Annotated in this window: 26 protein-coding genes; 22 read left to right on the forward strand and 4 right to left on the reverse strand. The window is 38.3% G+C overall.

Annotated features, from left to right (window positions below; genetic code table 11):
• The 5 genes from AC1VS3_RS08855 to AC1VS3_RS08875 form a co-directional block, all read left to right on the forward strand.
• Positions 1 to 1031 (forward strand): electron transfer flavoprotein subunit alpha/FixB family protein (locus AC1VS3_RS08855; protein WP_008688789.1); only part of this gene is annotated, 1031 nt, incomplete at its 5' end.
• Positions 1032 to 1118: 87 nt separating this feature from the next.
• A complete protein-coding gene (locus AC1VS3_RS08860; RefSeq protein WP_008688788.1) occupies positions 1119 to 1958 on the forward strand; it encodes a 3-hydroxyacyl-CoA dehydrogenase family protein in 840 nt (279 codons plus the stop codon).
• Between the two features lie 91 nt (positions 1959 to 2049).
• Entirely contained in the window at positions 2050 to 2829 is a 780-nt protein-coding gene (locus tag AC1VS3_RS08865) for an enoyl-CoA hydratase-related protein (RefSeq protein WP_008688787.1), read from the forward strand.
• A gap of 82 nt (positions 2830 to 2911) precedes the next feature.
• Positions 2912 to 4468, forward strand: a complete 1557-nt coding sequence (locus AC1VS3_RS08870; protein WP_008688786.1) for an acyl CoA:acetate/3-ketoacid CoA transferase — start codon at positions 2912 to 2914, stop codon at positions 4466 to 4468.
• Between the two features lie 408 nt (positions 4469 to 4876).
• Positions 4877 to 5899, forward strand: a complete 1023-nt coding sequence (locus AC1VS3_RS08875) for a threonine aldolase family protein (protein ID WP_008688784.1) — start codon at positions 4877 to 4879, stop codon at positions 5897 to 5899.
• Between the two features lie 211 nt (positions 5900 to 6110).
• On the opposite strand, the gene AC1VS3_RS08880 is transcribed toward AC1VS3_RS08875, so the two are convergent.
• Positions 6111 to 7202: a metallophosphoesterase gene (locus AC1VS3_RS08880; protein WP_008688782.1), complete on the reverse strand. Its 1092-nt coding sequence runs from the start codon at positions 7200 to 7202 to the stop codon at positions 6111 to 6113.
• A 442-nt stretch (positions 7203 to 7644) separates the two neighbouring features.
• Here AC1VS3_RS08880 and AC1VS3_RS08885 point away from each other — a divergent pair, with 442 nt between their 5' ends.
• From AC1VS3_RS08885 to AC1VS3_RS08895, 3 genes are all read left to right on the forward strand, one after another.
• Complete coding sequence (locus AC1VS3_RS08885; protein ID WP_008688781.1) at positions 7645 to 8883, forward strand: helix-turn-helix domain-containing protein; 1239 nt, start codon at positions 7645 to 7647, stop codon at positions 8881 to 8883.
• A 95-nt stretch (positions 8884 to 8978) separates the two neighbouring features.
• Positions 8979 to 10202 carry an MFS transporter gene (locus AC1VS3_RS08890; protein WP_008688780.1) on the forward strand — a complete coding sequence of 408 codons (1224 nt, stop codon included), beginning with the start codon at positions 8979 to 8981 and terminating at the stop codon, positions 10200 to 10202.
• A gap of 23 nt (positions 10203 to 10225) precedes the next feature.
• The gene (locus tag AC1VS3_RS08895; protein ID WP_008688779.1) at positions 10226 to 10852 is read left to right on the forward strand and encodes a class I SAM-dependent methyltransferase; all 627 of its coding nucleotides are present in this window, start codon (positions 10226 to 10228) and stop codon (positions 10850 to 10852) included.
• Positions 10853 to 10895: 43 nt separating this feature from the next.
• On the opposite strand, the gene AC1VS3_RS08900 is transcribed toward AC1VS3_RS08895, so the two are convergent.
• Complete coding sequence (locus tag AC1VS3_RS08900) at positions 10896 to 11648, reverse strand: alpha/beta hydrolase (RefSeq protein ID WP_008688778.1); 753 nt, start codon at positions 11646 to 11648, stop codon at positions 10896 to 10898.
• Positions 11649 to 11737: 89 nt separating this feature from the next.
• Between AC1VS3_RS08900 and AC1VS3_RS08905 the strand changes: the two genes are divergently transcribed.
• The 4 genes from AC1VS3_RS08905 (at position 11738) to AC1VS3_RS08920 (ending at position 13557) form a co-directional block, all read left to right on the forward strand.
• Complete coding sequence (locus tag AC1VS3_RS08905) at positions 11738 to 12400, forward strand: lysoplasmalogenase family protein (protein WP_008688777.1); 663 nt, start codon at positions 11738 to 11740, stop codon at positions 12398 to 12400.
• 55 nt (positions 12401 to 12455) lie between these two features.
• Positions 12456 to 12716: a thioredoxin family protein gene (locus AC1VS3_RS08910; RefSeq protein ID WP_008688776.1), complete on the forward strand. Its 261-nt coding sequence runs from the start codon at positions 12456 to 12458 to the stop codon at positions 12714 to 12716.
• Positions 12717 to 12798: 82 nt separating this feature from the next.
• Positions 12799 to 13230, forward strand: a complete 432-nt coding sequence (locus AC1VS3_RS08915) for a hypothetical protein (protein WP_008688774.1) — start codon at positions 12799 to 12801, stop codon at positions 13228 to 13230.
• A 15-nt stretch (positions 13231 to 13245) separates the two neighbouring features.
• Positions 13246 to 13557: a hypothetical protein gene (locus tag AC1VS3_RS08920; RefSeq protein ID WP_008688772.1), complete on the forward strand. Its 312-nt coding sequence runs from the start codon at positions 13246 to 13248 to the stop codon at positions 13555 to 13557.
• A gap of 49 nt (positions 13558 to 13606) precedes the next feature.
• On the opposite strand, the gene AC1VS3_RS08925 is transcribed toward AC1VS3_RS08920, so the two are convergent.
• Positions 13607 to 14797 (reverse strand): ATP-grasp domain-containing protein, encoded by a 1191-nt coding sequence (locus tag AC1VS3_RS08925; RefSeq protein WP_008688770.1) that lies wholly within the window; start codon positions 14795 to 14797, stop codon positions 13607 to 13609.
• Positions 14798 to 15338: 541 nt separating this feature from the next.
• On the opposite strand from AC1VS3_RS08925, the gene AC1VS3_RS08930 reads away from it, so the two are divergent.
• From AC1VS3_RS08930 to AC1VS3_RS08970, 9 genes are all read left to right on the forward strand, one after another.
• On the forward strand, positions 15339 to 16565 hold the full coding sequence (locus tag AC1VS3_RS08930) for an argininosuccinate synthase (protein ID WP_008688767.1): 1227 nt from the start codon (positions 15339 to 15341) through the stop codon (positions 16563 to 16565).
• A 16-nt stretch (positions 16566 to 16581) separates the two neighbouring features.
• On the forward strand, positions 16582 to 17961 hold the full coding sequence (gene argH / locus AC1VS3_RS08935; protein ID WP_008688766.1) for an argininosuccinate lyase: 1380 nt from the start codon (positions 16582 to 16584) through the stop codon (positions 17959 to 17961).
• Positions 17958 to 18998, forward strand: a complete 1041-nt coding sequence (gene argC, locus AC1VS3_RS08940; RefSeq protein ID WP_008688765.1) for an N-acetyl-gamma-glutamyl-phosphate reductase — start codon at positions 17958 to 17960, stop codon at positions 18996 to 18998. The genes argH and argC overlap by 4 nt, the downstream gene beginning before the upstream one ends.
• A gap of 25 nt (positions 18999 to 19023) precedes the next feature.
• On the forward strand, positions 19024 to 20241 hold the full coding sequence (gene argJ, locus AC1VS3_RS08945; protein ID WP_008688764.1) for a bifunctional glutamate N-acetyltransferase/amino-acid acetyltransferase ArgJ: 1218 nt from the start codon (positions 19024 to 19026) through the stop codon (positions 20239 to 20241).
• A 14-nt stretch (positions 20242 to 20255) separates the two neighbouring features.
• Positions 20256 to 21128: an acetylglutamate kinase gene (gene argB / locus AC1VS3_RS08950; protein ID WP_008688763.1), complete on the forward strand. Its 873-nt coding sequence runs from the start codon at positions 20256 to 20258 to the stop codon at positions 21126 to 21128.
• A 5-nt stretch (positions 21129 to 21133) separates the two neighbouring features.
• On the forward strand, positions 21134 to 22306 hold the full coding sequence (locus AC1VS3_RS08955; protein ID WP_008688762.1) for an aspartate aminotransferase family protein: 1173 nt from the start codon (positions 21134 to 21136) through the stop codon (positions 22304 to 22306).
• Positions 22307 to 22323: 17 nt separating this feature from the next.
• Positions 22324 to 23232, forward strand: a complete 909-nt coding sequence (argF, locus tag AC1VS3_RS08960; RefSeq protein WP_008688761.1) for an ornithine carbamoyltransferase — start codon at positions 22324 to 22326, stop codon at positions 23230 to 23232.
• A gap of 102 nt (positions 23233 to 23334) precedes the next feature.
• Complete coding sequence (locus AC1VS3_RS08965) at positions 23335 to 23931, forward strand: thioredoxin domain-containing protein (protein WP_008688759.1); 597 nt, start codon at positions 23335 to 23337, stop codon at positions 23929 to 23931.
• Positions 23932 to 23943: 12 nt separating this feature from the next.
• Complete coding sequence (locus tag AC1VS3_RS08970) at positions 23944 to 24468, forward strand: ECF transporter S component (protein ID WP_008688757.1); 525 nt, start codon at positions 23944 to 23946, stop codon at positions 24466 to 24468.
• A 59-nt stretch (positions 24469 to 24527) separates the two neighbouring features.
• Here AC1VS3_RS08970 and AC1VS3_RS08975 read toward each other — a convergent pair whose 3' ends face one another.
• Positions 24528 to 25100, reverse strand: coding sequence for a xanthine phosphoribosyltransferase (locus tag AC1VS3_RS08975; RefSeq protein WP_008688756.1), 573 nt, complete (start codon positions 25098 to 25100; stop codon positions 24528 to 24530).
• Positions 25101 to 25345: 245 nt separating this feature from the next.
• On the opposite strand from AC1VS3_RS08975, the gene AC1VS3_RS08980 reads away from it, so the two are divergent.
• Positions 25346 to 26206: a DMT family transporter gene (locus AC1VS3_RS08980; RefSeq protein ID WP_008688755.1), complete on the forward strand. Its 861-nt coding sequence runs from the start codon at positions 25346 to 25348 to the stop codon at positions 26204 to 26206.
• Positions 26207 to 26281 lie beyond the last annotated feature (75 nt).

Below are 26281 nucleotides of genomic sequence, written 5' to 3' on the forward strand. Positions count from 1 at the left end.
CAATGGCTAAATTTGAAGGATACAAAGATATTTACGTATTCGTTGAACAGAGAAATGGTGAAATTGCCAACGTCGGATACGAATTAATTTCTGAAGCTAGAAAATTGGTAGCATCAATTCCTCAGATGGGATTCCAGGTTGTTGGTGTTCTGTTAGGACACAACGTAACGGATAAAGCAAACGATGTTATCGCACACGGTGCTGATAAAGTAATCGTTGCAGATCATGAATTACTGGAAGGCTACTCTACACAATTCTATGCTGATACATTAACACAGATTATCGAAACATATAAACCAGACAGTTTCTTAACTGGTGCTACGGTATTAGGCCGTGACTTAGCTCCAAGAGTTGCTGCTCGTTTGAATGCAGGTTTGACTGCAGATGCTACAAAGATTGAAATCGATCAGGAAAAAGTTGCGGATGGTGAAGCATTATTATTAGTTACACGTCCTACTTTCGGTGGTAACCTGTTTGGTACAATCGTTTGTCCAGACACTCGTCCACAGATGGCAACGATTCGTCCAAACGTATTCAGCATGGATCCAGTGGATACTGCAAGAACAGGTGAAGTTGTAGCATTTACACCTGATTTTAAAGATACAGACGCAAAAGTTGTTGTTAAAGAAGTAATCGCTAAGGTTGTGGAAGGTATCGATATTACAAAATGCGATATCTTAGTAGGTGCCGGTCGTGGTGCTGAAGATTGCTTAGACATGGTAGAAGCAGTTGCAGAAGAATTAGGCGGTGCAATGTGTGCTAGCCGTGCCGTTGTTGATGATGGTTTTGCATCAAAAGACATTCAGGTAGGCCAGACGGGTAAGACCGTACGTCCTTCTCTGTACATCGCATGTGGTATTTCCGGTGCTTGTCAGCATGTTGCCGGTATGGAAAAATCAGATATGATCATCGCTATCAACCGTGATCCACAGGCTGAAATCTTCTCTATTGCAAACATGGGCTTCATCGGTGATGTAAAAGAAATCTTACCTCTTCTGAAAGAAGAAATCATCGCTGCGAAAAAAGCATAATTAAAATCATACGCAGAAGGTGGATAGGAAAATATTTCTATCCCCTCTGTTATATGAGATAAAAAAGGTAAAAAGGAGATAATGAACATGAAAAAAGTTGGTGTAATCGGCGCTGGAACAATGGGCCAGGGCATTGCAAACGCATTTGCTACAAATGGTTATGATGTAACTGTATGTGACATTAAGCTTGAATGGGCACAGGGCGGAATCGACAAGATCGGTAAAAAGTTAGACAAATTGGTAACCAGAGAAAAAATGACAGCTGATAAAGCTGCTGAAATCAAAGGTAACCTGAAGGCTGGCGAATACAAAGATTTGGCTGATTGCGACTTAGTAGTAGAAGCTGTTCTGGAAATCATGGAAACAAAGAAAGAACTGTTCTCTACATTGGATGAAATCTGTAAAGAATCTTGTATCTTTGGTACAAACACATCTTCTTTATCAGTAACAGAAATTGCAAAAGGTATCAAACACCCAGTAATCGGTATGCATTTCTTCAACCCAGCAGATCGTATGAAACTGGTTGAAGTTATCTCTGGTATCAATACTCCAGTAGAAACAAAAGAGGCTATCATCGAAATTTCTAAATCTTTAGGAAAGACTCCTGTTGAAGTTGCAGAAGGTCCTGGATTCGTTGTTAACCGTATCTTGATTCCTATGATCAATGAAGCAGCTACGATCCTGCAGGAAGGCATTGCTTCTGTAGAAGATATCGATACTGCTATGAAACTGGGAGCTAATCATCCTATGGGACCTTTAGCTTTAGGTGACTTGATCGGTTTGGATATCGTAGTAGCTATCATGGACGTATTGTTCAATGAAACTCACGATTCTAAATATCGTTGCTGTACACTGTTGAGAAAAATGGTACGTGGAGGCAAATTGGGTCAGAAGACTGGTGTAGGATTCTACGACTATACAAAATAAGTTCGAAACGTATGATAAAGCGAGTGAATCTATAATTTCTATATCCATTGAAATTGTGGATTCACTTTTTTAAGAAAGCGAGGATATAAACATGGAAACTATTTTAGTAAACTATGAAGGACATGTGGCTACCATTACCATTAATCGTCCAAAAGCATTGAATGCATTAAGTACACAGGTATTAACAGAATTGAATGAAGCTTTAAATGAAGTTGAAGCTAACAAAGATGTTTATGCGTTGATCATCACAGGTGCTGGTGAAAAATCTTTCGTTGCAGGTGCTGATATCGCGGAAATGAAAGAAAAGAACGTTGAAGAAGCTGCTGCTTACGGTAAATTCGGTAATGAAGTATTCCGTCGCATCGAAGCTTTCCGTTGTCCTGTTATTGCGGCAGTGAATGGCTTTGCTCTTGGTGGTGGCTGTGAATTGGCTATGAGCTGTGACATTCGTTTAGCAAGCGAAAATGCTGTTTTCGGTCAGCCAGAAGTTGGTTTGGGTATTACTCCAGGCTTTGGTGGTACACAGCGTTTAGCACGTATCGTTGGTGTTGGCATTGCCAAAGAAATGATTTATACAGCAAGAAATATCAAAGCACCTCGTGCTGCTGAAATCGGTTTGGTAAACAAAATCGTTCCTGCTGAAGAATTGATGGCTACAGCAATGAAGATGGCGAAAGGTATTGCCGCAAATGCACCAATCGCTGTTGCAAATTCTAAGAAAGCTATCAATAATGGTTTACAGACGGATATCGATGGTGGTATCGCTATTGAAGTGGAAGAATTCTCTAACTGCTTCGCTACTGAAGATCAGACATATGGTATGACTTGTTTCTTGGAAAAAGTAAAAGAAAAAACATTCTCTAACAAATAATAATGCATCTTCAAAAAGCGTATCTCTTGGTATACGCTTTTCCTTGTGGTAAAGTAAAACCATGAGAGATACAAAGGAGGTTATGAAGTTGAGTAAAGTTATTAGTCTTGAACAGGCAGTTTCCATGATTCCAGATGGTGCCAATATCGGTATCGGTGGTTTTATCGGCTGCGGTCATCCTCAGGAATTTTCTGTAGGAATTGAAGAAGCTTTTCTAAAAAGTGGTCATCCACGTGATCTTACCATCATGTTCTCCGCCGGTATCGGTGATGGAACAGATAAGCTTGGCTTGAATAAGTTGGGACATGAAGGTTTGTTAAAACGTATCATTGGTGGTCATTGGGGATTGATTCCTAAGCTGCAGAAATTGGTATTTGAAAATAAGGTAGAAGGGTATAACTTACCTTTAGGTACGATTTCTTTGATGTTCCGTGATATTGCCGGACATCGTCCTGGTACCTTCACAAAGATTGGTTTAAAGACATTCGTTGATCCTCGTATCGAAGGGGCTAAGATGAATGAGCGCTCAAAAGATGACTTAGTAGAATTGGTAAATCTGCATGGAGAAGAATGGCTGCTTTATAAGTCTTTCCCATTGAATGTTGCCTTGATTCGTGCGACATATTGTGATGAAGATGGAAATGCAACGATGGAGAAAGAAGCGGCAACCTTGGATTCCCTTTCAATTGCACAGGCTGCGAAAAATTCCGGTGGTATTGTTTTACTACAGGTAGAAAAAGTTGTGCAAAATGGAACCTTAGATCCACGTAAGGTAAAGATTCCTGGTATTTATGTTGATGGCATCGTAGTTTCTCGTCCTGAGAATCATATGCAGACGTATGCAGAACAATATAATCCTGCATTAAGCGGTGAAATTAAAGTGCCGGTGGATTCTATTCCTCCTATGGCTTTAAATGAACGTAAAGTCATCTGCCGTCGTGCAGCGATGGAGTTAGATCCTGAATGTGTTATTAATTTAGGTATTGGTATGCCGGAAGGAATCGCCAATGTCGCAAATGAAGAAGGATTACCAGGATTGAAACTAACAGTAGAAGCCGGTGGTATTGGCGGTGTACCAAATGCTGGTACGGCGTTTGGTACTTGTACGAATCCAGATGCAATCATCGATCAGCCATATCAGTTTGACTTCTATGATGGCGGTGGCTTAGGACAGGCATTCTTAGGTCTTGCGGAATGTGATAAAGATGGCAATATCAACGTATCTCGCTTTGGACCAAAGATTGCCGGATGCGGTGGTTTCATCAATATTACGCAGACATCTCCGGTAGTTGTATACTGTGGTACTTTTACAGCCGGTGGATTAAAGGTAGCTGTGGAAAATGGTGAATTAAAGATTCTGCAGGAAGGACGCATTAAGAAATTTAAAGAAAATGTGGAACAGATTACTTTCTCTGCAGAATATGCAAAAGATACCGGACAAAAGGTTGTGTACATTACAGAACGTGCTGTCTTTGAATTGCTAGACGGTGTTTTAACCTTAACGGAAATCGCTCCTGGAGTTGATTTAGAAAAAGATGTATTGGCGCATATGGAATTCAAACCTACGATTGCCAAAGATCTGAAACTTATGGATGCACGTCTATTCAAAGATGAAATCATGGGTCTGAAAAAAGATTAAAGAAATTCAGAAAGGTGCTCTTGTTGCACCTTTTTCCATTTTTCTACCGATTTTTCCATATTACTATTCATAATTTATTATTTTGTTATACTGAATATGCAATATAAAGCATATCACATGAAAGAATCATGTTGATATAGAGAATCTTATCATGCGGTGAGTGTAGACCATTGGTCATAGAGATTGATCGTAAGATGAGATTCAGGCTGATTACAGGGCTATCAAATGCATTCATGTTGGTGGTTATCGTTGGTAAGTAGCAGGTGAAGTTGTATGGTAGTAGTATATAATGCGCGAAATACCTGTAAATCAGCACAAGAGAAATGCAGTGATGAAAAGAAAACATCAGCTGCATTTCTTTTTTATGTAATTTGTATTATAATGATTCCATGATGAGGAGTGAAATATATGTATAGTTTTTGTAATGATTATAGCGAAGGCGCAATCCCTATGATTATGGAGCGTCTGCAGGAATTTAATAAGAAACAAAATCCAGGTTATGGAATGGATGAAATTTGTGATAAAGCAAGAGAAAAAATTCAAGAAGTACTGCAATGTCCTACGTGTGACATCCATTTTTTAGTTGGAGGAACACAAGCAAATTTAACTGTTATTGCCAGTGCATTACGTCCTTATGAAGCAGTTATGGCAGCCGATAGTGGTCATATCAATGTGCATGAAACAGGGGCTATTGAAGCAAGCGGACATAAGGTAGTCATTGTTGACAGTGCGGATGGCAAAGTCAGTGTGGAAGGAATTTATGAGGAAGTCAGACGCCATTGTGATGAGCATATGGTCAAGCCCAAAATGGTTTATATTTCAGATGCAACGGAGCTAGGCAGTGTGTATCGAAAAGCAGAACTACAGGCTTTGCGCAAGACATGTGATGCGTTGGGATTATATCTGTTTATGGATGGTGCTCGTTTAGGGTGTGCTCTGACAGCAAGTGATAACGATGTAAGCTTTGCTGATTTATGCAAATATATTGATGTCTTTTCCATTGGTGGTACTAAAAATGGTGCGCTATTCGGAGAAGCTGTCGTTATTGTGAATGAACAGTTGAAAAAAGATTTTCGCTATATGATAAAACAGCGTGGCGGTATGCTTGCGAAAGGTTGGTTATTGGGGCTACAGTTTTTATCCTTATTTGAAGACGATCAGTATAGAAAGATTGCGGCTCATGCGAATGCGATGGCACAAAAATTACAAACAGCATTTGTTGATTGTGGGTATTCATTATTTGCCAAATCATCCACGAATCAGATATTTGTCATTTTACCGAACGAGGTTATCAAAAAATTAGAAAAAGAATATGCGTTTCAGTTTTGGGAAAAGGTAGATGCTACACATACAGCAATGCGTTTTGTCACGAGTTGGGCGACACCTGAAGCAGTAATCGATGAATTTATCACATATCTAAAGCAAATTTAAGAAACAAAATCTGAGATGTTAGGGCGCCTTAGCAAGCAATATAATATGAGGTGCTCTTTTTATTGCTGACAGTACCTAACAAATGACAGAACTATGTCATTTCGTATGTGCATACTGTTTGCTGAGGTATATCAAGGACATCTTGCTCTTGGCTTTTTGATTCGCTTTAACAGTGCAATATTCACGTGATTAGGGCTTAAGGAAGATGCCGTTATTGTTTTAGAATGCTTCTTGGAATCCAGCCCATTATTCCATGACTTTTAACTAACGCATAATGCTCATACAAAGAAATAATTTTAACTGTTTCACCATGGCGTACGGGCAGTAAATAATTGGTATAATTTTCAGCACTAAAGTTGCCGTTTTCTTCATATAAAAAGGCTTTTGGTATCCACAATCGACGTCCTGTGGCTATTTGTTGACAATATGCTTGGTTTTTCTCTTCTTTCAAAACATGTACGGCACGTTCATGCCAGGTAATATAAATACTGTCTTTTTGCTTCGGTGTATAATTGGACAAAATTATTCCTTCTGGTAAATCATCACAATGGGCAAAGCTAAATTGTCCATGATGCAGAATGAGCGCATTTAATTGCCCTGCGCGTTTTACTGCATTGCCTCCATCTATAGCAATGATATGTTTTCTTTGATCAATTTGAGGATTAAAATCACAAATGGTAGAGCAATATTCACTTACCGGTATATGTCCGACGATGACGTATTTATGAAATGCTATGTTTTTTAAGAAAAAACGATCATGCCTCATTATGTCACGCATCTCATTTCCATAGGTTTGCTCATTTAGAATAGCTGCATGGGCAAAGATATAGTCTTGTGTTTCAATAACATGAGGTAAATCGGCGATGAAGGTTAATTCTTTACGAAAAGTGGACTTTAGTTTTCGTGCCAATCGTACCATATCTGTATCTTTTGTGATTTTTTCGTGCATACAAGCAGCCATTTCATGTATAAGACTGTTTTGGCGTTGGCATAAAACTTCATGTAAAAAATCCAATCGATATTCATATAAGATATTTTTACAAACAAAATCACAATTGCCAAGCATTAAGTGAACATGTGAATCTTGTGATAATTTCATTAAATAGGATAAAGTTTCCATGTTTTGTTGCCCTTTTTCTAATAAATCACCAACTAAAAATAATTCATCAAGAGTACTATCAAATTGTATTTGCTTAAGCAATTTTTGAAAGATATGTAAATTAGCATGTATATCACTGATTGCGATAATACGTCTGTTTGATGGGATGGATATGGATTTGGCACAGATGGAACGATCAATCATAAACAGTCTCCTTTTTGTTACTCATTATAGAAAAGATCTTTACCTTTTGCAAGCAAGCGCTTGCCAAGCAGCATGAAAAGTTGTACTCTTAAATTCAGAAGGAGTTTGGGAACCTGTTAGCAGTATTATGCACCATTCTGTGTTTTTTATAAGAATTCTGTAAAACGTTTGACACATAATGAACATTTTCTAGTGACTATGATTAGTTTTACATGGATTGGTAATTTAGAAACAGATACAACATTTGATTATCGTAAATTTCCAAACATAGAATGAATTTTCTTTGCAAGCAATGATGTGAAGATGTTACAACAAGCACCTTATGGTTGCGAAGGGTAAATGTCTTACTAAGATAAAGATTTGACAGATTTAATAACAAAAAGCAATGATGAAGATGGTATTGCAATTGCTTTACACCATTTTGGCTAGATAGGATGAAATTATGGAAAAGATAAGCGGAGCTTTATTGCGATATTATCGCATGCAGCAAAATCTATCACAGGAAGGCTTGTGCACAGGCATCTGTGTAGTGAGCTATTTATCAAAGATTGAACAAGGGAAAGTAGATGCCAGTGAAGATATTTTGCAGGCGCTTTTTGCACGTTTACAAATCCACTATCATGGTGATGCGCGATTTCTATCAGAAATGAAACAGTTGTTTGCCTCCTTTTGGGAAGCTTTGGATTTTAATGAACCCCTTGAAGAGCATGCGCTAAAAATAAGGGCTCATGAAAAGGAACTTCTTTATAGCCCACTTGTCATAGAATATCGTTTGTTTCAAATTTATGATAAGATCATGAGGATAGAAGAAACAGAAAGTAGCGAGGTTTTACTGCATTCTTTACAAGAAATAAAAGTATATGAAAATTATATGGATGAGCTGCAGTTATATCGCTATCACCTATTATATGATCATTATCCAGATGCGCAGATACGGTTGCATCATGTTCGTCTTGCAGGGTACTATCGAAAAACGGCCGAACAGGAAATAGCATTGGGGATGGCATATATAAATATGGGAGATTACATTGAAGCATGTGAGTATTTGCAAAAAGCCTATGCGATGGCGAGTGAAGATGGAGATGCCAAACGGATGATCACCGCAGCCATCTTAATCGGTAATTGTTATTCCTGTCAGAATGTGGAAGGTCTGATGTTAAAATATTATCAAAAGGCAGAACATCTGGCTCGCCAGTTGAAAGATACGAATACGTTAAAAGAACTTGCTTATAATATTGGTTCCACATATCTGGAATGGAAACAGTACGATTTGGCAAAAGAAAAATTATTGTTTTCAAAAGATTTAGAAGAAGATCGCTTAGGAAAGGTATTGATTGCTCATAAATTGGCATTGTTATATATTGAGATAGATGAGGCACAAGAAGGGAAACACTATATAGAAATGATGGAAGAAGCACTTGATGAAAAGATGCCGCTTATCTACCATAAGATGTTAATTTTTATTAAACTACGTTATCGAGAAAATTATTTAGATGATCCTAACTACTATCAGGTGCTCATGGATATTTATGAACAAGATACACATACCTATTTTGGGTATCGTTTATTTCATTCTCGATACTTGCTTGAAGTATATACGCATCAGCGACGCTATAAAGAGGCATATCTTCTTCTACAGGAAATACAAAATCACAATTTTCCTAAAAAACATGGAATTTGACGCTTAAAGTCTTTGATATAATGCAAATTTTCACAAAACAAGGGGATAGAAAATCTTCTTGTTTTTTAATATACTTAATGCAAGGGAGGTGTAACATGAAAAAAACATTATGGAGCCGTGATTTTACAATTATAACCATAGGAACCTTAATCAGTGCCATTGGTGGTACTGCTATGAGTTTTGCTTTTTCACTGGTTGTATTTGATAATACGGATAGTACGATGCTGACAGGTATATTTACCGGTTTATCTATGATACCGGCAATCTTAATACCTATCATTGCAGCACCTTTTGTTGATACATGTGAACGGAAAAAGGTAATTGTTCGATTAGATGCTTTCAATGGCATTTGCTATCTGTTATTTGCCTGGTATCTGTCAAATTATGACTTTTCTTACACGATCTATTTGTTATATGCATTATTGACAACATCTACTGGAAGTATTTATCAGTTGGCATATGCATCGCTATATCCTGATTTGATACCAAAGGGATTTATGCAGAAAGGTTACTCTATTTCCAGTATGATATATCCTAGTGTCACCGCATTGATCACACCGATTGCCAGTATGATTTATGTGCATTATGGGGTAGCGATGATTTGCTTAGGAGAGGGTATCTTGTTGTTAATGGCAAGTTATGCAGAGCATCATATTGCTTTTCAAGAGAAAGAATTGAAGAAAATGAGCTTTTCTTTTTCAGGCTATCGAGAAGAGATGATGGAAGGATTTCATTATTTAAAGAAAGAAAAGGGGATACGCAGTATCTATGCGTATATGTCTGTTACAAATGCGAATGCCGAGGCAGTGAACATGATGTCTATGGCATTGTTCCAATCTTCTTCTGTGCTGACAACAACAATGTATGCATTCTTAACTACAGCAGAAACGGCCGGTCGTATGTTGGGAAGTATCTTTCATTATTTTGTTCGTATTCCTGATCATGTGCGTTATAAAATAGCCGTCAGCGTTTATGCAAGCTATGAGGCCATGGATATGATCTTATTGTTTATTGCATATCCCTTAATGATCCTTAATCGCTTTATCTGTGGCTTTCTGGGTGTGAATAGTATGAATATTCGAGAAGCTAGCACCCAAAATTATATCCCATCGCATATGCGTGCAAGAGTAAATGGCTTATTTAATGTATTGGTTTCCCTTCTTTGCATGTGTTCACGTTTTCTTGCCGGTGCGATGGGGGAATTCATAGAGTACCCATATGTAGCTGCTTGCTTTTCCATGATTGGCTTATTAGCTGTTGGGCTGGTAATCGTACGTAATAAGAAACATGTACAGCCAATTTATAATCAACATTTATAATTAATAGAAAGAAGGTATGTTGGATGTTAGATGAGAAAGGTTTTGACACATGGTCTAAGAGCTATGATGCCTCCGTAAAGCAAAGCGATGAAAATCACCAGTATCCCTTTGCCGGTTATGAAAAGGTGCTGGATGCAATCAAGCAAGAAGTGTTAAGAAAACCAAAACCGACTATTTTGGATATTGGATTTGGTACGGCAGTTTTGACAAAACAATTGTACGATCATGGCTGCCTTGTGTATGGCGTGGATTTTTCAAAGCGCATGCTTGCGTTTGCACAGGAAAAAATGCCTGAGGCAAAATTGTTACAAGCGGATTTTACAGAAGGCTTGCCTGCTATGCTTAAAGAGCAAAAATATGACATTATTATATCGACCTATGCGATACATCATTTAGAGGATGCCAAGAAAGTGAATTTCCTAAACGATTTAATGCAATTATTAAAGCCTGAAGGTAAGATCTTACTTGGTGATGTGATGTTTGCACATGAAGATCAGTTATTAGATTGTAAACGGCATGCGAAAGATGCTTGGGATGAGGATGAATGCTATCTTGTTGTAGATAAGCTGCCTGCGTTTCCTAAAACAAATATGAATTTTTATCCGATTTCATTTTGTGCAGGTATATTAGAAATATCGAAAACCAAATAAAAAAGTAATTGTTCCTATAAGAAGGGGAGCAATTACTTTTACTTTAAGGGAATAAAAAATTGATAAAAACCGGTAATTCTTTTTCCCAGCTAGCTTCATTATGTTTGCCTTTGACGACTAAATTGGGAAAAACTTCTACATTTTGTGCAAGCAGTTGCCGAATGATTTCTAAATTGGCAGCTGACAGTTTCGCTAGTTGCATTTTAGAGCGAACTTCTTCACTGCCCCAGGAAAGATATACATGGGTATCAGCATGCAAATGATCTTTCAGCTCTTGTCGAATGTCTGCCATGACACCATATAAAAAGCAAGATAAGCAAGCTGCTTTTGAAAAAATATCATTGTGATGCAGGATAGTATATAGAGCCATCAAGCCTCCCATGGAACTTCCGCCGATTGCCGTATAACGACGACCTGTTTTAGTTCGATATCTTAGATCAATCCAAGGCTTTAAATCCGACACGACCCATTCCATAAGGGCTTTGCCACGGCCATGGATATGACCGACATAGCGATCATCAAAATCATAAGGAGAAAATTCCTCTAAACGCTGATTACCTTCATGATTGCATTCAATTCCTACAACGATCACCGGTATTTCATGCGTATCAAAATAGGTTTCCATGCCCCAGCTTTTGCCAAATGTGGCATCTTCATCATGAAACAAGTTATGACCATCATACATATAGAAAACGGGATATTTTTGTTTGTTGTTCTCATATCCTACAGGCAGATAAACATGAAGGGTGCGCATTGTCTGAAAGCAGGGAATATAAATATCTTCCTTTCTAACCATCCCAAATCACCTCACGAGTGTTATTATATCATATCCGTCAAGTAAATAAGTTAATCTTCTGTTATAATTAAAGAAAGGAGATGGTGTTTATGTTTCTCTTTCTTTATGTAAGTGTTATTATGTTCATCCTATATTATATTTATATGCCGCATATGAACAGTTTTACAACACTTGGTTGGAAAAGTGTCTCATCCCTTGGTTTTGTTATTTTAGGAGCTTATCTTTTTTCTTTAGCTCCAGCAGTTTCATATCGCCAATATCTTTTGCTTGGCTTACTATTAGGTGCTATCGGTGATGTATTTCTTGCGCTTCCTTATTGCTATCCAAAATTCGAAAAGCAATATTTTCTAGGTGGCTTAACAGCATTTTTATTTGGTCATCTCGCATATATTGCTGCTTTGTATCATACTACCTTGCCTATTACTATCCTTTTGGCCGTAATAGCAATTACGGTTGGCTGCATAATGATTGGGTGGTTGCAACAACGTGTTGATTTTCAAGGTATGACTGGTGCCGTTATGCTATATGCATCCATTATTATGTTTATGGAATTACAGGCATTGACATGGCTTTTTTCTGGCTCCTTTGGCTTGGTGTTAAATTTAGGTTCTCTTTGTTTTGTCCTTTCTGATTTGATTCTGGTTTTCATTATATTTGGTAATGCCGATCGTCCGGCCGTGGTAAAAGCTAATTTATCTTTTTATTATTTCGCGCAAATGGCTATTTTGACAACGATGATGTTGAGCAAATGAATAGCAAGGTGAAAAGTTGTTATGCTATAGTACTAATAGAAAAGGAGCAATCTATATGAAACATGTAAAGATGATGTATTTGAAAAGCTGTCCTTATTGTAAGCAAGCGTTTGCTATGGTGGATGAGCTAAAACAATTGCATAAAGAATATCAAGATATTGAAATAGAAACTATTGAAGAAAATGATGAACCTGAAAAAACAAAAGGATTGGATTATTGGTATGTTCCTACCTATTTTGTCGAAGGTGAAAAATTACTTGAAGGAATACCAACCAAAGCAAAGATTGAGGCGGTTTTAAAAGCTGCCTTAGCATAAAACTTAAGAAGGTCACGGAATGTGTCCTTTTTTGTTGCTGAGGCAATAACACTATGATATCATATAAAAAATGAGGTAGCTTATGGAAGATGATGTAACAACAAAACGTATCATACACGGTGTATTCGGTGGTATTATTGTGCTTTGTATAAGTGTGATAGCCTTACTTTTGATATATGGGAAGCAGGCAAACTATCAGATTTATTTGCAAGCCAAAGCAATCAGCCTGCATGGCAGTATTGGTGATACAATTCCATATCAGGATATCATCAATGTTGTGTATTATGATAAAACACCCACACAGGTGCATAAACAAGGTGCTGGTATGGAAACGCAAAAGCTTGTTTGTGCAGATGCGAAACTGGAGAATCGAAAAGTAAGAGCCTATGTATATAAAGAAACACAAGGCTATATTGTTATAAAAACTAAGAATAGGCAATATATTGTGAATGATGAAACGAATGCTTTAACTAAGCAGTTGTATCAGAATTTACAAACTCGTATCCCAAAATAGAAAGAAGGGAATATGATGGCATTTATGATTTGGATGTTCATCGCAGTTTGTTTTCTTTTGCTTGGCGTTTATTGCTTTCATGCGAAGAAGGCTGTGCGATTTTGGGCCAATGATGAGGAAGCAATCGTTGTAAAGAATATACGAGCGTATAATAAGGCGATGGGCAAGTTATGGACATGGGCAGGTATTTTCTTTGGTTTGTTGGGATTGCCTTTCGTATTGAAACAAAATTCGCCCTTAAGCATTGTATCAATACTTGGCTGTTTACCATGGGTGATCGTCGTTATGTTGTGGGGAATGCGAATTGAAGATAAATATCGCCAATAGGTACTAAGAGCGGCAAAAAAGGCATATCCTATGATGGACATGCCCTTTTTTAGATATTGATTTCAGAGCAGTAGGCAAAGAATTGACGTATTTCTTCTTCTGATGGAAAGCGAGCAACGATAACTTCATCGCCCATACCTTCTGCAAGAGCTTTTGGCAACCGCTTGATCATAAGGATATTATCGCCATATTTATGCTGAATTTCCTGTGTTGAATGGGCATATTCCAAATTATCTCTACGGCCGATGAACCCACTGGAATATTTACGATGTTGCACATGCTCAATCTTATCATGCACAATCATATCTGCCCATAATTGATAGACGTTACTGTCATTCGCATAATTGATCATATCTGGTAAAAAGCCCCCAGGAGGTCGCATATTTACTTCTAATCCTAAGATATCACCTTTTTTACCGACACCTTCTTTATCTTCATTTAAACGGAAGAATTCAAAATGAAAGAAACGGCTACGTGTATTAAAGGCTTTCACAGTTCGTAAGCCGGCATCTAAGATATCTTCAGGGATATTCATATAAGAATAGCAGCCTATGGTTTTTTGTTCATTCACAGAATCCATGATGCTGTCAGTATATTGATGACTGGTCATAAACAAGACCTTTTTATGACTATCGGTGATCCCATCAAATGAGAAACTTTCACCATTGATGTATTCCTCCATGATCATCTTAACCATTCGCGGATGTTTGAAATAAGTTTCTAGTTCTTCTTGATTGCGGATCTTGCGAGTATCACTGCTGCCTACTCCTATATCCGGCTTGATGACGATTGGATAGCCCACTTCTTGAATGAATTCTAAGGCGTTTTCCAAAGTCGATACGATGCAATAGCGTGCGGTAGGTAACTGGGCTTTTTGATAGAACGTTTTCATGCGCGATTTGCTTTGGAAATCATCCATATGTGAAAAAGTTAGGCCATTGGCGATATTAAAGTCCATACGCAGACGGGCATCTTGGCGTAACCAGTATTCATTGTTCGATTCGATCCAGTCGATTTTTCCATATTTAAACGTATAAAAGGCAACGGCACGCAACATTTCGTCATAGTTTTCCATCGAATTCACTTTATAATATTCATTAATGGAATTCTTTAGATTGGTGGATAAAGATTCATAAGGAGCATCTGCAATTGCCAGTACATTAACACCATTGTTTTTCAGTCCCTGACAGAACAGCCAATAACTTTCAGGGAAGTGGGGAGATATAAAGATAAAATTCATAATAACGCCTCCAATCAAGAATGGTTTCTTCTTTTTCATTTTACTTTATTTAGGGGGAAAAGTCAAAATGGCCATTGCCATGAAAAAAAGTAAATAATGCGTCATAATAATGAAATAAATTTACAATAAAATGTAAAAAGATTCAAAAAATGATTGACAAGATGTTTTCACAAGCGTAAAATAAAGCCATAAATCGTTGAACAGGAGAAGTAATGATAAGGGAACTGCAAAGCGAGCAGGGATGGTGGAAGCCTGTTAGGGAACTTATGATGAACACGCACCTGGAAGAGTCTGTGGGAAATGGTAGTATCACAGAACGCATATTTCGGCGTTACGAAAGAGGAATCATTGGGGATGTACCGATGATTACCGGAGTGGTACCGTGTGTAAGCGCCTCTGGAGCAATCCAGAGATTTTTTTGTATAGGAAGACTATAAGAGGTGAAAAGATTATGGAAAGAGTGAAACGACGATGCCGGCAGTATAGAGAATAAGGATAAAGAATAAGAAAGAAAAAGAAAGAGAAAAGTGAGGATAAGATTATGAAAAAAGAAGATATTAAGAAAGTCGTATTAGCATATTCCGGAGGTTTAGATACCTCTATCATTATTCCTTGGTTAAAGGAAAACTATAACAACTGTGAGGTTATCGCGGTATCTGCTGATGTAGGACAAGGTACAGAACTTGACGGTCTGGAAGAAAAAGCCATCAAAACAGGTGCCAGCAAGCTGTATATCTTGGATTTAAAGGATGAATTTGTTGAGGATTACATCTATCCATGTTTAAAAGCAAATGCTGTTTATGAAGATGTGTATTTGTTAGGGACAGCCTTTGCCAGACCGTTGATTGGTAAAAAACTGGTAGAAATTGCTCAGCAAGAAGGAGCCGATGCTATCTGTCATGGTTGTACGGGAAAAGGCAATGATCAGGTTCGTTTTGAATTGGCAATTAAAGCTTTTGCCCCAGAGATGCCAATCATTGCCCCATGGAGAACATGGGAGCTGAAATCAAGAGATGATGAAATCGATTATGCACAAGCCCATCAAATACCATTAAAAATAAACAGAGAAACCAATTATTCAAAAGATAAAAACCTCTGGCATTTATCACATGAAGGCTTAGATCTGGAAGATCCGCAGAATGAGCCAAAATATGATGAAATCTTAGAAATGGGAGTAACTCCTGAACAGGCACCGGATACCCCAACCTATATCACCCTAACTTTTGAATCAGGTATTCCAACGGCATTGAATGGTGAAAAACTAGGCGGTCAAGCAATGGTAACAAAGCTAAATGAAATTGGCGGTGCGAATGGTATCGGTTTGATCGATATGGTAGAAAATCGATTGGTGGGTATGAAATCACGTGGTGTATATGAAACCCCGGGTGGAACGATTTTGTATAAAGCACATCAATTATTAGAAAGCATTACATTAGATAAAGAAACAATGCATTATAAACAAGGGGTGGCGATTAAGTTTGGGGAAATCTTATACAATGGTCAATGGTTTACGCCATTACGCGAAGCATTGAGCGCATTCGTGGATAAAGTAAGTGAAAATGTCAGTGGAGAAGTGAAGCTGAAATTATATAAAGGCAACATCACACCGGCAAGTATTACCAGTCCATATACCTTATATTCCGAACAGATTGCCAGCTTTGGAGAAGATGATTCTTATGATCAAAATGATTCTGCCGGCTTCATCAATTTGTTTGGTTTGCCAATTAAGGTGGCAGCAATGCAAAAGAAAACTTGGAATAAAAAATAGATAGGAGAAAAAGCATATGAATGTATGGGATGCAAGATTTAAAAAGGCGGCAGATGCACGATTAAACGATTTCAATTCCAGTATCTCTGTGGATCATCGCATGTACGCCCAAGATATCAAAGGCAGTTGTGCACACGCTATGATGTTAGCACATGAAGGAATTATTTCTTTAGAAGATAGCTTAAGTATCATAACGGGATTGACGCAAATACAAAAGGATATTGAAAGTGGAGCGCTTGCCATTGATGAAACAGCAGAAGATATTCATATGTTTATGGAAAGTGAACTAACCAAACGTATTCAGGATGCAGGAAAACGTCTGCATACCGCACGTTCACGTAATGATCAGGTTGCTCTTGATACCCGTATGTATGCGTTGGATGAAACCGATAAGATCCTTACGGAAATCAAACAGTTTATCAACGTTCTCTTGGATAAAGCACAAGAAAATCTTGATACGATCATGCCTGGCTACACCCATTTGCAAAGAGCGCAGCCCATTACGTTTGCGCATCATCTGATGGCCTATGTTGAAATGCTGAAACGTGATTTACAGCGTTTGCAGGAAAGTAAGAAACGTACGGCAATCCTTCCTTTAGGCAGCGGCGCTTTGGCAACTACAACGTATCCCATCAATCGGGAAATGGTGAAAGAACAATTGGATTTCGACAGTGTTTCTTTGAACAGCTTGGATGGTGTCAGTGATCGTGATTTCTGCATTGAAATAACAAGTGCTTTGGCAATGCTCATGATGCATTTATCACGATTGAGTGAAGAAATCATCCTTTGGTGTTCTTGGGAATTCAAATTCATTGAATTAGATGATGCTTTTGCGACCGGTTCCAGCATCATGCCGCAAAAGAAAAATCCTGATGTCAGCGAACTGGTGAGAGGAAAATGTGGACGTGTCTGTGGCGATTTACAAACACTCTTAGTCATGATGAAAGGCTTGCCGCTTGCTTATAATAAGGACATGCAAGAGGATAAGGAAGCCTTGTTTGATGCAATTGATACCGCACATCTTTGTTTAACAACGATGATACCGATGTTGGAAAGTGCAAAAGTTTTAAAAGATAATATGCGAAAAGCAGCAGCAAAGGGATTTATCAATGCAACCGATTGTGCCGATTATCTAACCAAAAAAGGTATGCCATTTCGTGATGCCTATCGAATCATCGGTGCATTGGTGAGCTATGCCCAAGATCATGACAAGACTTTAGAAACCATATCTTTAAACGAGTATCAACAATTTTCCGAACTATTTGAAGAAGATATCTATGAGGCAATTGCTTTAGAAACCTGTGTGCAGATGCGTAAGGTGATAGGAGGTCCGGCTCCGGAAATCGTAGAGGCACATATCCAAAAGGTAAAAGAAGAGTTAGGAGCGATAGCATGAAAAAAATAAGGGCAGGAGTTATTGGAGCCAGCGGTTATGCCGGTGCTGAGCTGGTAAGATTGTTATGGATGCATCCAGAGGTTGAATTAGTAGGAATTAGTTCAAAGAGCTATCTGGGGCAAAAGATTGCAGATCTATATCCAAGCTTTTATCAGATCATCGACTTACCATTTGAAGAGGAAGATAGTGTCATTGCAAAAAGTGATGTTGTATTCGCTTCACTGCCACATGGGTTAAGTGAGCCATTGGCAAAGAAATGTGATACGCTAAAGAAAGTTTTTATTGATTTAGGTGCTGATTTCCGTCTGGATAATGAAGCTGACTATCAAGAATGGTATCATTTGCAGTATCAAGAACCACAGCTTCATAAAAAGGCGGTATATGGCTTACCGGAGCTTTTTAGAGAGGATATCAAAACAGCTTCCATTATCGGAAATCCAGGCTGCTATCCTACCAGCATCGCATTAGCGTTAGCACCGCTAATGAAATTGGATATCATCAATGAACAGCATTTGATTATTGACAGCAAGTCAGGTACGACAGGTTCAGGAAAGGGATTAAGTGACAGTACCCATTTTCCTCGTCTGAATGAATCCTTTGCACCATATAAGATTGGTGCTCATCGTCATACTCCGGAAATTGAACAAACGCTGGGCAAGCTTTGTGGGAAAGATGTTTCTATTAGCTTTACACCACATTTGTTGCCAATCAATCGTGGTATCGTATCAACAATCTATGCAGATGCTACAGATGAAATACATGTAGAAGAGCTATATGCGCAGTATGTAAAGTTTTATGCAAATGAGCCATTTGTACGCGTATTGCCATTAGGAAAAACAGCGGATTTAAAATATATGAAATATACGAATTATTGTGATGTGTCTTTGCATATGGATGAACGTAACCAGCGTATCATTCTCGTATCTGCAATCGACAATATGGTAAAAGGAGCTGGAGGACAAGCAATCCAAAACATGAACATCCGTTTTGGTTATCCAGAAACCATGGGATTAAGCATGGTACCGGCATCTTTTTAAACAAAGAAGGGAAGAAGGAAACGATATGGCAAAGTTATGTGAGAATGGGATTTGTACGCCGAAAGGATTTCAGGCTAGCGGTATCCATTGTGGCATCCGTAAGAATCGAACCAAAAAGGATCTGGCACTGATTTACAGTGAAGTGCCATGCAATGCAGCGGCAACTTATACATTAAATAAGGTAAAAGGAGCACCGATTGCTGTTACCAAACAACATTTACAAGATGGAAAGGCACAGGCCATCATTTGTAATTCCGGTAATGCCAATACCTGTAATGCCAATGGGGTAGAAATAGCGACACAGATGTGTGCTTTATGTGCAGATGCACTTCAGTTAGCTAGTGAGGATATCATTGTGGCAAGTACCGGTGTCATTGGAGAACCATTAAGCATAGATCCTTTTGCGACACATATGGAAGAGCTGGTGACAAAACTTTCGTATGAAGGAGGCAGTGATGCTTGTGAAGGCATCATGACGACGGATACATTTAAAAAAGAATTTGCTGTGAGTTTTCTGCTTGATGGCAAAGAATGTCATATCGGCGGCATGGCAAAGGGAAGTGGCATGATTCATCCCAATATGGCAACGATGTTAGCATTTTTGACAAGTGATGTGGCCATTTCTTCAGAAATGTTAGATGAAGTTGTGCATGAAGTCGTAAACGATACCTTTAATATGGTCAGCGTGGATGGAGATACTTCGACAAACGATATGCTGTGTATGCTGGCAAATGGGTTGGCTGAAAATGAAGTTATTCAGGAAAAAGGCGCTGCTTATGCTGTATTTAAAGATGCCCTTATGGATATTTGTACGGAAATTTCTCGTCATATTGCAAAGGATGGAGAAGGTGCAAGCAAATTGTTAACCTGTCAGGTTGTTCATGGAAATGATACGATGACAGCAAAAAAAGTTGCGAAATCCGTTATTACAAGTTCGTTATTCAAAGCTGCCATGTTTGGCAAAGATGCCAACTGGGGCAGAATCTTATGTGCGATTGGCTATTGCGATGCGCAATTTGATATTAACTGCATTGATGTCACCTTACAAAGTGCTTATGGCAGTATGCCGGTCTGTGTGAATGGTGCCGGCTGTGGTTTTGATGAAGAAAGGGCAGTAAAACTATTAAGTGAAGATGAAATCATTATTTTTATCGATATGAAACAAGGGGATGCAAAAGCAACTGCCTGGGGTTGTGATCTGACTTATGACTATGTCAAGATCAATGGCGATTATCGTACGTAAGAGGAGTGAATGCGATGGAAATCAAAGCAGTACAAAAGGCGACGATCTTATCACAAGCCTTGCCATATATTCAAAAATATAATGGAAAAATTGTCGTTATCAAATATGGCGGAAATGCGATGAAAAATGAAACGCTTAAACAAAATGTGATGAGTGATGTGGTGTTGCTGTCAGAAATCGGTATTAAGGTCGTTTTGGTACATGGTGGTGGACCTGAAATCAATTATATGCTGGATAAAACCGGGAAAGAAAGCCATTTTGTAAATGGTTTACGCTATACCGATGAGGAAACCATGGAAGTAGTACAGATGGTATTAGCAGGAAAAACCAACAAAGATCTAGTATCCTTAATCAATCAAAAAGGTGCGCGAGCAGTTGGTATTAGCGGGATGGATGCGCATATCATTGAAGCTGTACCTTATCAGGCAAAAGGTGCAGATTTAGGATATGTGGGAGCAATTTCTAAAGTGGATGGCTCTTTGATCTTGGATGTTTTAGATAAGGGCTATATTCCTGTTGTTGCCAGTGTTGGCTGTGATAAAGAGGGACATTCTTATAATATTAATGCAGATACAGCAGCAGCTAGCATTGCGGCTGCCTTACATGCAGAAAATATGATTCTTGTCAGTGATATTCCCGGGGTGTTAAAAGATCCAAATGATGAAGCATCGTTGATCTCTTGTATCTATTTGGATGATATTCCTTATTTACAGCAAAGTGGTGTCATCAGCGGAGGAATGATCCCGAAAGTGGAATGCTGTGCAAATGCGCTCCATGGATCGGTAGCAAAAGCAGTTATTATTGATGGCAGAGTACCTCATTCCATCTTGATTGAAATGTTTTCAAAAGATGGTGCTGGTACGATGTTTCAACGGAAGGAGGTTTGATGCAGATGGATATCAAAGAGCAGGATCAAATGTACATTGCGCATACGTATCATCGTTTTGATGCGGTACTGACAAAAGGCAGTCACTGCATTGCGATGGATGCAGATGGAAAATCCTATTTAGATATGACGGCTGGCATAGGTGTTAATGCGTTAGGCTATGCAGATAAAGAATGGGCGAAAGCTGTGAGTGAACAAGCAAATACATTGCCACACGTTTCCAATTTATATTATTCACAACCAGATGGTGATGTTGCCAAGATGTTATGTGAGCGAACCGGCTTTAAAAAAGTAATGTTTGCCAATTCCGGTGCAGAGGCTAATGAAGGTGCCATTAAGCTAGCCCGAAAATATTCTTATGATCATTATGGAAAAGAACGTTATGAAATCATTACCTTAGTAAACTCTTTTCATGGTCGTACGATCACTACGTTAGCGGCAACCGGACAAGAGGCCTTTCATCAATATTTTGATCCATTTACACCAGGTTTCCTTCATGTCCCAGCCAATGATGAAGCTGCTTTAAAACAAGCGCTGAGTAAGCATACTTGTGCGATCATGATTGAACTAATCCAAGGAGAAGGCGGTGTCTTGCCTTTAGCGAAAGCATATGTGCAGACAATTGCTAAGCTATGTAAACAACAGGATATTTTGTTGATCGTAGATGAAGTACAAACCGGTGTGGGACGCTGTGGTACTTTATATGCATATGAACAATATGACATACAGCCTGATATTGTCACAACGGCAAAAGGATTAAGCAATGGTCTTCCGATTGGTGGGGTTTTAATGAATGAAAAACTGCAAGATACCTTTCATCCGGGAGATCATGGTACAACTTTTGGGGGTAATCCCATTGCTTGTGCTGGGGCAAGAGTTGTCTTACAGCGTCTAGATGCTGACTTTTTACAAGAGGTTATGGATAAGGGCGAATATTTAAAACAGCAATTATTAAGTCTTCCCCATATCAAGGCAGTCAATGGTCTGGGGTTGATGCGCGGTGCGGTGTTAGATGAACATGTACAAGCTATTGATGTAGTAAAAGCCTGTTTACAAAAAGGCCTGCTCATATTAACCGCAAAAGATAAGCTGCGCATGTTGCCTCCTTTAGTGATTACCAAAGGAGAAATTGATCAAGCCATGACGATACTAAGAGAAGTTTTATCCACAATGGGATAAGAAAGAGAGGAAGCAGAATGAAACATCTATTAACTTTGGCAGATTTATCAAAAGATGAATTATATGAACTTTTGGATTTAGCTGATGCTTTGAAAAAAGAAGTAAAAAAGGGAATTTATACGAAATATTTACGCAATAAAGCCTTGGGTATGATCTTTACCAAGTCCAGTACCCGTACCCGTGTATCCTTTGAAGTGGGAATGCAACAATTAGGTGGAAAGGCCTTATATCTAAATGCGAATGATATGCAGTTAGGACGTGGAGAGCCTATCAAAGATACCGCCCGTGTCTTAAGCCGTTATGTAGATGGCATCATGATTCGTACGTATAAGCAAAGTGATCTCGAAGAACTTGCTGAATATGGCAATATCCCAATTATCAATGGTTTAACCGATTATGTACATCCTTGTCAGGTGTTAGCAGACTTACAAACAATACGTGAATATAAAGGTAGTTTAGAAGGTTTAAAATTATGTTATATCGGTGCTGGCAACAATATGGCAAACTCCTATATCAATGGGTGTATATTAGCAGGCATGCAGGTGGCTCTGGCTTGTCCTAAGGAATACTTGCCCGATACGCAGATTTGCGCAAAAGCAGCGACAACTGGACGCTTTACGCTGACACAAGACCCACTAGCAGCCGCAAAAGATGCGGATGTCGTTGTGACAGATGTTTGGGCGAGCATGGGAGAAGAAGGCGAGGCAGAAAAACGTCGTCAAATCTTTGAGGGCGTTTATCAAATTAATGATGCTGTCATGGCACAAGCGAAAAAAGATGCTATGGTATTGCATTGTCTGCCAGCGCATCGTGAAGAAGAAATTACAGCGAAGGTTTTTGAAGAACATGCAAATGAAATTTTCGATGAAGCAGAAAATCGTTTACATGCACAAAAAGCTGTGTTAGTAAAACTTTTGGGTGATTAATTCACCCTTTTCTAATAGAGGTTGATATGCTATATAGGTCATTACTGGACAAATGCACATAAAATCGGTACAATACGGGTAAATAAAGAAAGCTGGGATAAAATGAAAAAACGACTGCTCTTGCTGTTGGCATGTGCTCTTTTAACGGCTTGTACTAGTACAAAACCGGAAAAAGCAGGCGAACCTTCTGAAAATTATTGCAATGATGAAACAAATGCTGGCACTTGTGGCCTTGGTGGAATGGATATGAGTGATTATGATGGTTTTCAGGATCGCGATAATGTTTTTGTGAAAAGTGATATGGCAGAAGCAATTCAACTCTTTCAAAACAAAAAAGATGCTATTCTCTATTTTGGTTTTCCAGATTGTCCATGGTGCATCGAAGCCTTACCTATTATGGATGAGAGTGCCAAAGCACATAAGAAAACCATTTATTATATCCAAACCAGAGATAAAAATAAAAAATTGTTGTATAGTGAAGCACAGAAAAAAGCATTATTTCCTTACGTTGATGCATTTTTAAAAACGGATAAGAAAGGCGAGAAGAAATTGTATGTACCTTTTGTCGTAGTCGTAAAAAAGGGAAAGGCAATCAAGGCCAATATCGGGACTGTTGAAGGTCATGATGCACATGAACGCAAGATGAATGAGAAAGAGAAAAGGCAATTGCGGAAGATCTATGATGCAATGTTTGAATAAGAGGGAAGTAATATGAATCAAAGTGTTCGAAAATTAACTATTTCAGCCATGTTTTTAGCAGTTGGTATCATCTTACCTATGGCTTTTCATTCTTTTGGTCCTAATGCCGGTGCTACTTTTCTACCGATGCATTTACCTGTTTTACTTTGTGGCTTCTTGTGTGGACCTGCTTACGGTGCTTTCATTGGTGTATTGACTCCATTGCTGAGCTCTTTCTTGACGGGAATGCCTGTGTTAGTTCCAACCGGTATCGCTATGGTATTTGAATTGTCATGTTATGGCTGTTTAAGTGGTTTGTTATTAAAACACTGTCATCTGTATGTAGCTTTGATCTTAACGATGCTTGCCGGACGTATTGTTAACGGTATCGTGAACTTGATCTTGTTAAGCTTTATGGGAAAAGCTTATACACTGACAATCTTTTTGACAGTTTCCTTTATTACCGCCATTCCGGGCATCTTACTGCAATTGCTATTAGTTCCATTGCTTGTAAAAGCAATTACGCATTTTCAACAGCATGCTAAAGACGATGCATAACCATATAAAAAAGCATTTGGTCAATATGAACAAATGCTTTTTTCATAGGAATTTACTCATTACTCAGCAAATACGATAGTACCATTCTTTAAAGAAGCAATACGTGCTTGCGCATAGACATCATATCCTAAAGCTTGTACTTGCTTACGACCGGATTGAAATGCTTTTTCAATAACAATGCCAATGCCGCAAATGGTAGCTTGAGCTTCTTTTAATACGCGTATGGCGCCTAAGCATGCTTCTCCATTTGCCATAAAATCGTCAATAAAGAGCACGTTATCCTCGCTGCTGATGTATTTTTTGCTAATGACAATTTCATAATCTCGATCCTTTGTAAAGGAATGAATGTTTGTATGATAACAATCATCCGTCATGATCTTACTGGGATTCTTTTTCATATAAACAACAGGAACATGTAATAGATACCCTAAAAAGACACAAGGAGCAATACCACTCGTTTCAATGGTTACAATTTTTGTGATCTTTTGATCTTTAAAATGTTCTTTAAAATCTTCAGCTAGCTGCATCATCAAACGCGTATCGATTTGATGATTTAAAAAGGCATCTACTTTTAAAACATCGTCATTTGGTACTTCACCATACGTGCGTATATATTCTTCTAACAACTTCATAACTTTTTCGACTCTCTTTCTTTTCTTTTGTCTGTACTATTATAACGAAAATGGTAAGAGAAATCATCCCTAATTTTAATTTTTACCTTACACTTGTTTTCATATGCTTAAAAAAGATAAGTGTTATCTGCTTTAGATAAGCAAACGATAGTCGACAAAGGTTACTAAGAAAGTAACTAAGGAAGTAATTTAGTCTTGCATGATAGAAAGCAAGTTGATATGATAATGAGCAGTGAGGTGATGGGATGAAAAAACAATATGCAAATTTGATGCTTGTGTTTGTGACAATTATTTGGGGCGGAGGATTTTTAGCAACAAATGGTGCGCTTGCGGCGATTTCACCATTTTATGTTATGATGATTCGCTTTGTTGGCGCTGCCATTTTTCCGGTATGTTTTTGTTGGAAAAAATTAAGACAATTGAGTAAAGATGAAATACGACATGGTATTATTACAGGTGTTTTCTTATTTTTAGCCTTTGCTTTTCAGACATTTGGGCTTAAATATTCATCACCTAGCAAAAATGCTTTTTTGACAGCCACAAATGTTGTGTTTGTACCATATTTGCTATGGTTGTTATTTCATAGAAGGCCACATAAAAAAGAAATCATCGCTAGCCTATTATGTGTGGGTGGTATTGCATTGTTGACGTTACGTGTTGATGCGTTCATGATTGGTTTTGGAGATCTATTATCCATCATCTGTGCATTATTTTTTGCGTTACATATCATTGCGTTAGAGCGTTATAGTGCACATACGGATGCTTTCTGTATGACAGCCATGCAGATGGTAACAGCCGGTGTGTTGTCTACAATCTGTGCTTTAGCCTTTGAAAAAGCTCCAGCAACTCTTGGACTTGAGGCTTTAGGGAATGTAGGTTATCTTATTTTTATATCCACGTTATTGGCATATTTATTACAAACGTATGCTCAAAAGTATACAACAGCCAATACAGCAAGCTTGATCTTATCTATGGAAGCTTTGTTTGCATCCATCTTTTCCTTTCTCATTTTGCATGAAATGATGACGCTGCCAATGTTGGTGGGTGCCTGCATGATTTTTGGCAGTGTGCTTTATATGGAATATAAACCAACAAAAAAGGAATAACATCAGAGATACTATCGTATATAAAAAAGGAAGGTATAAACTATTGATCGTCTTCCATAACGCACGGTTGTATAC

The organism is Longicatena sp. (genome assembly GCF_982403165.1).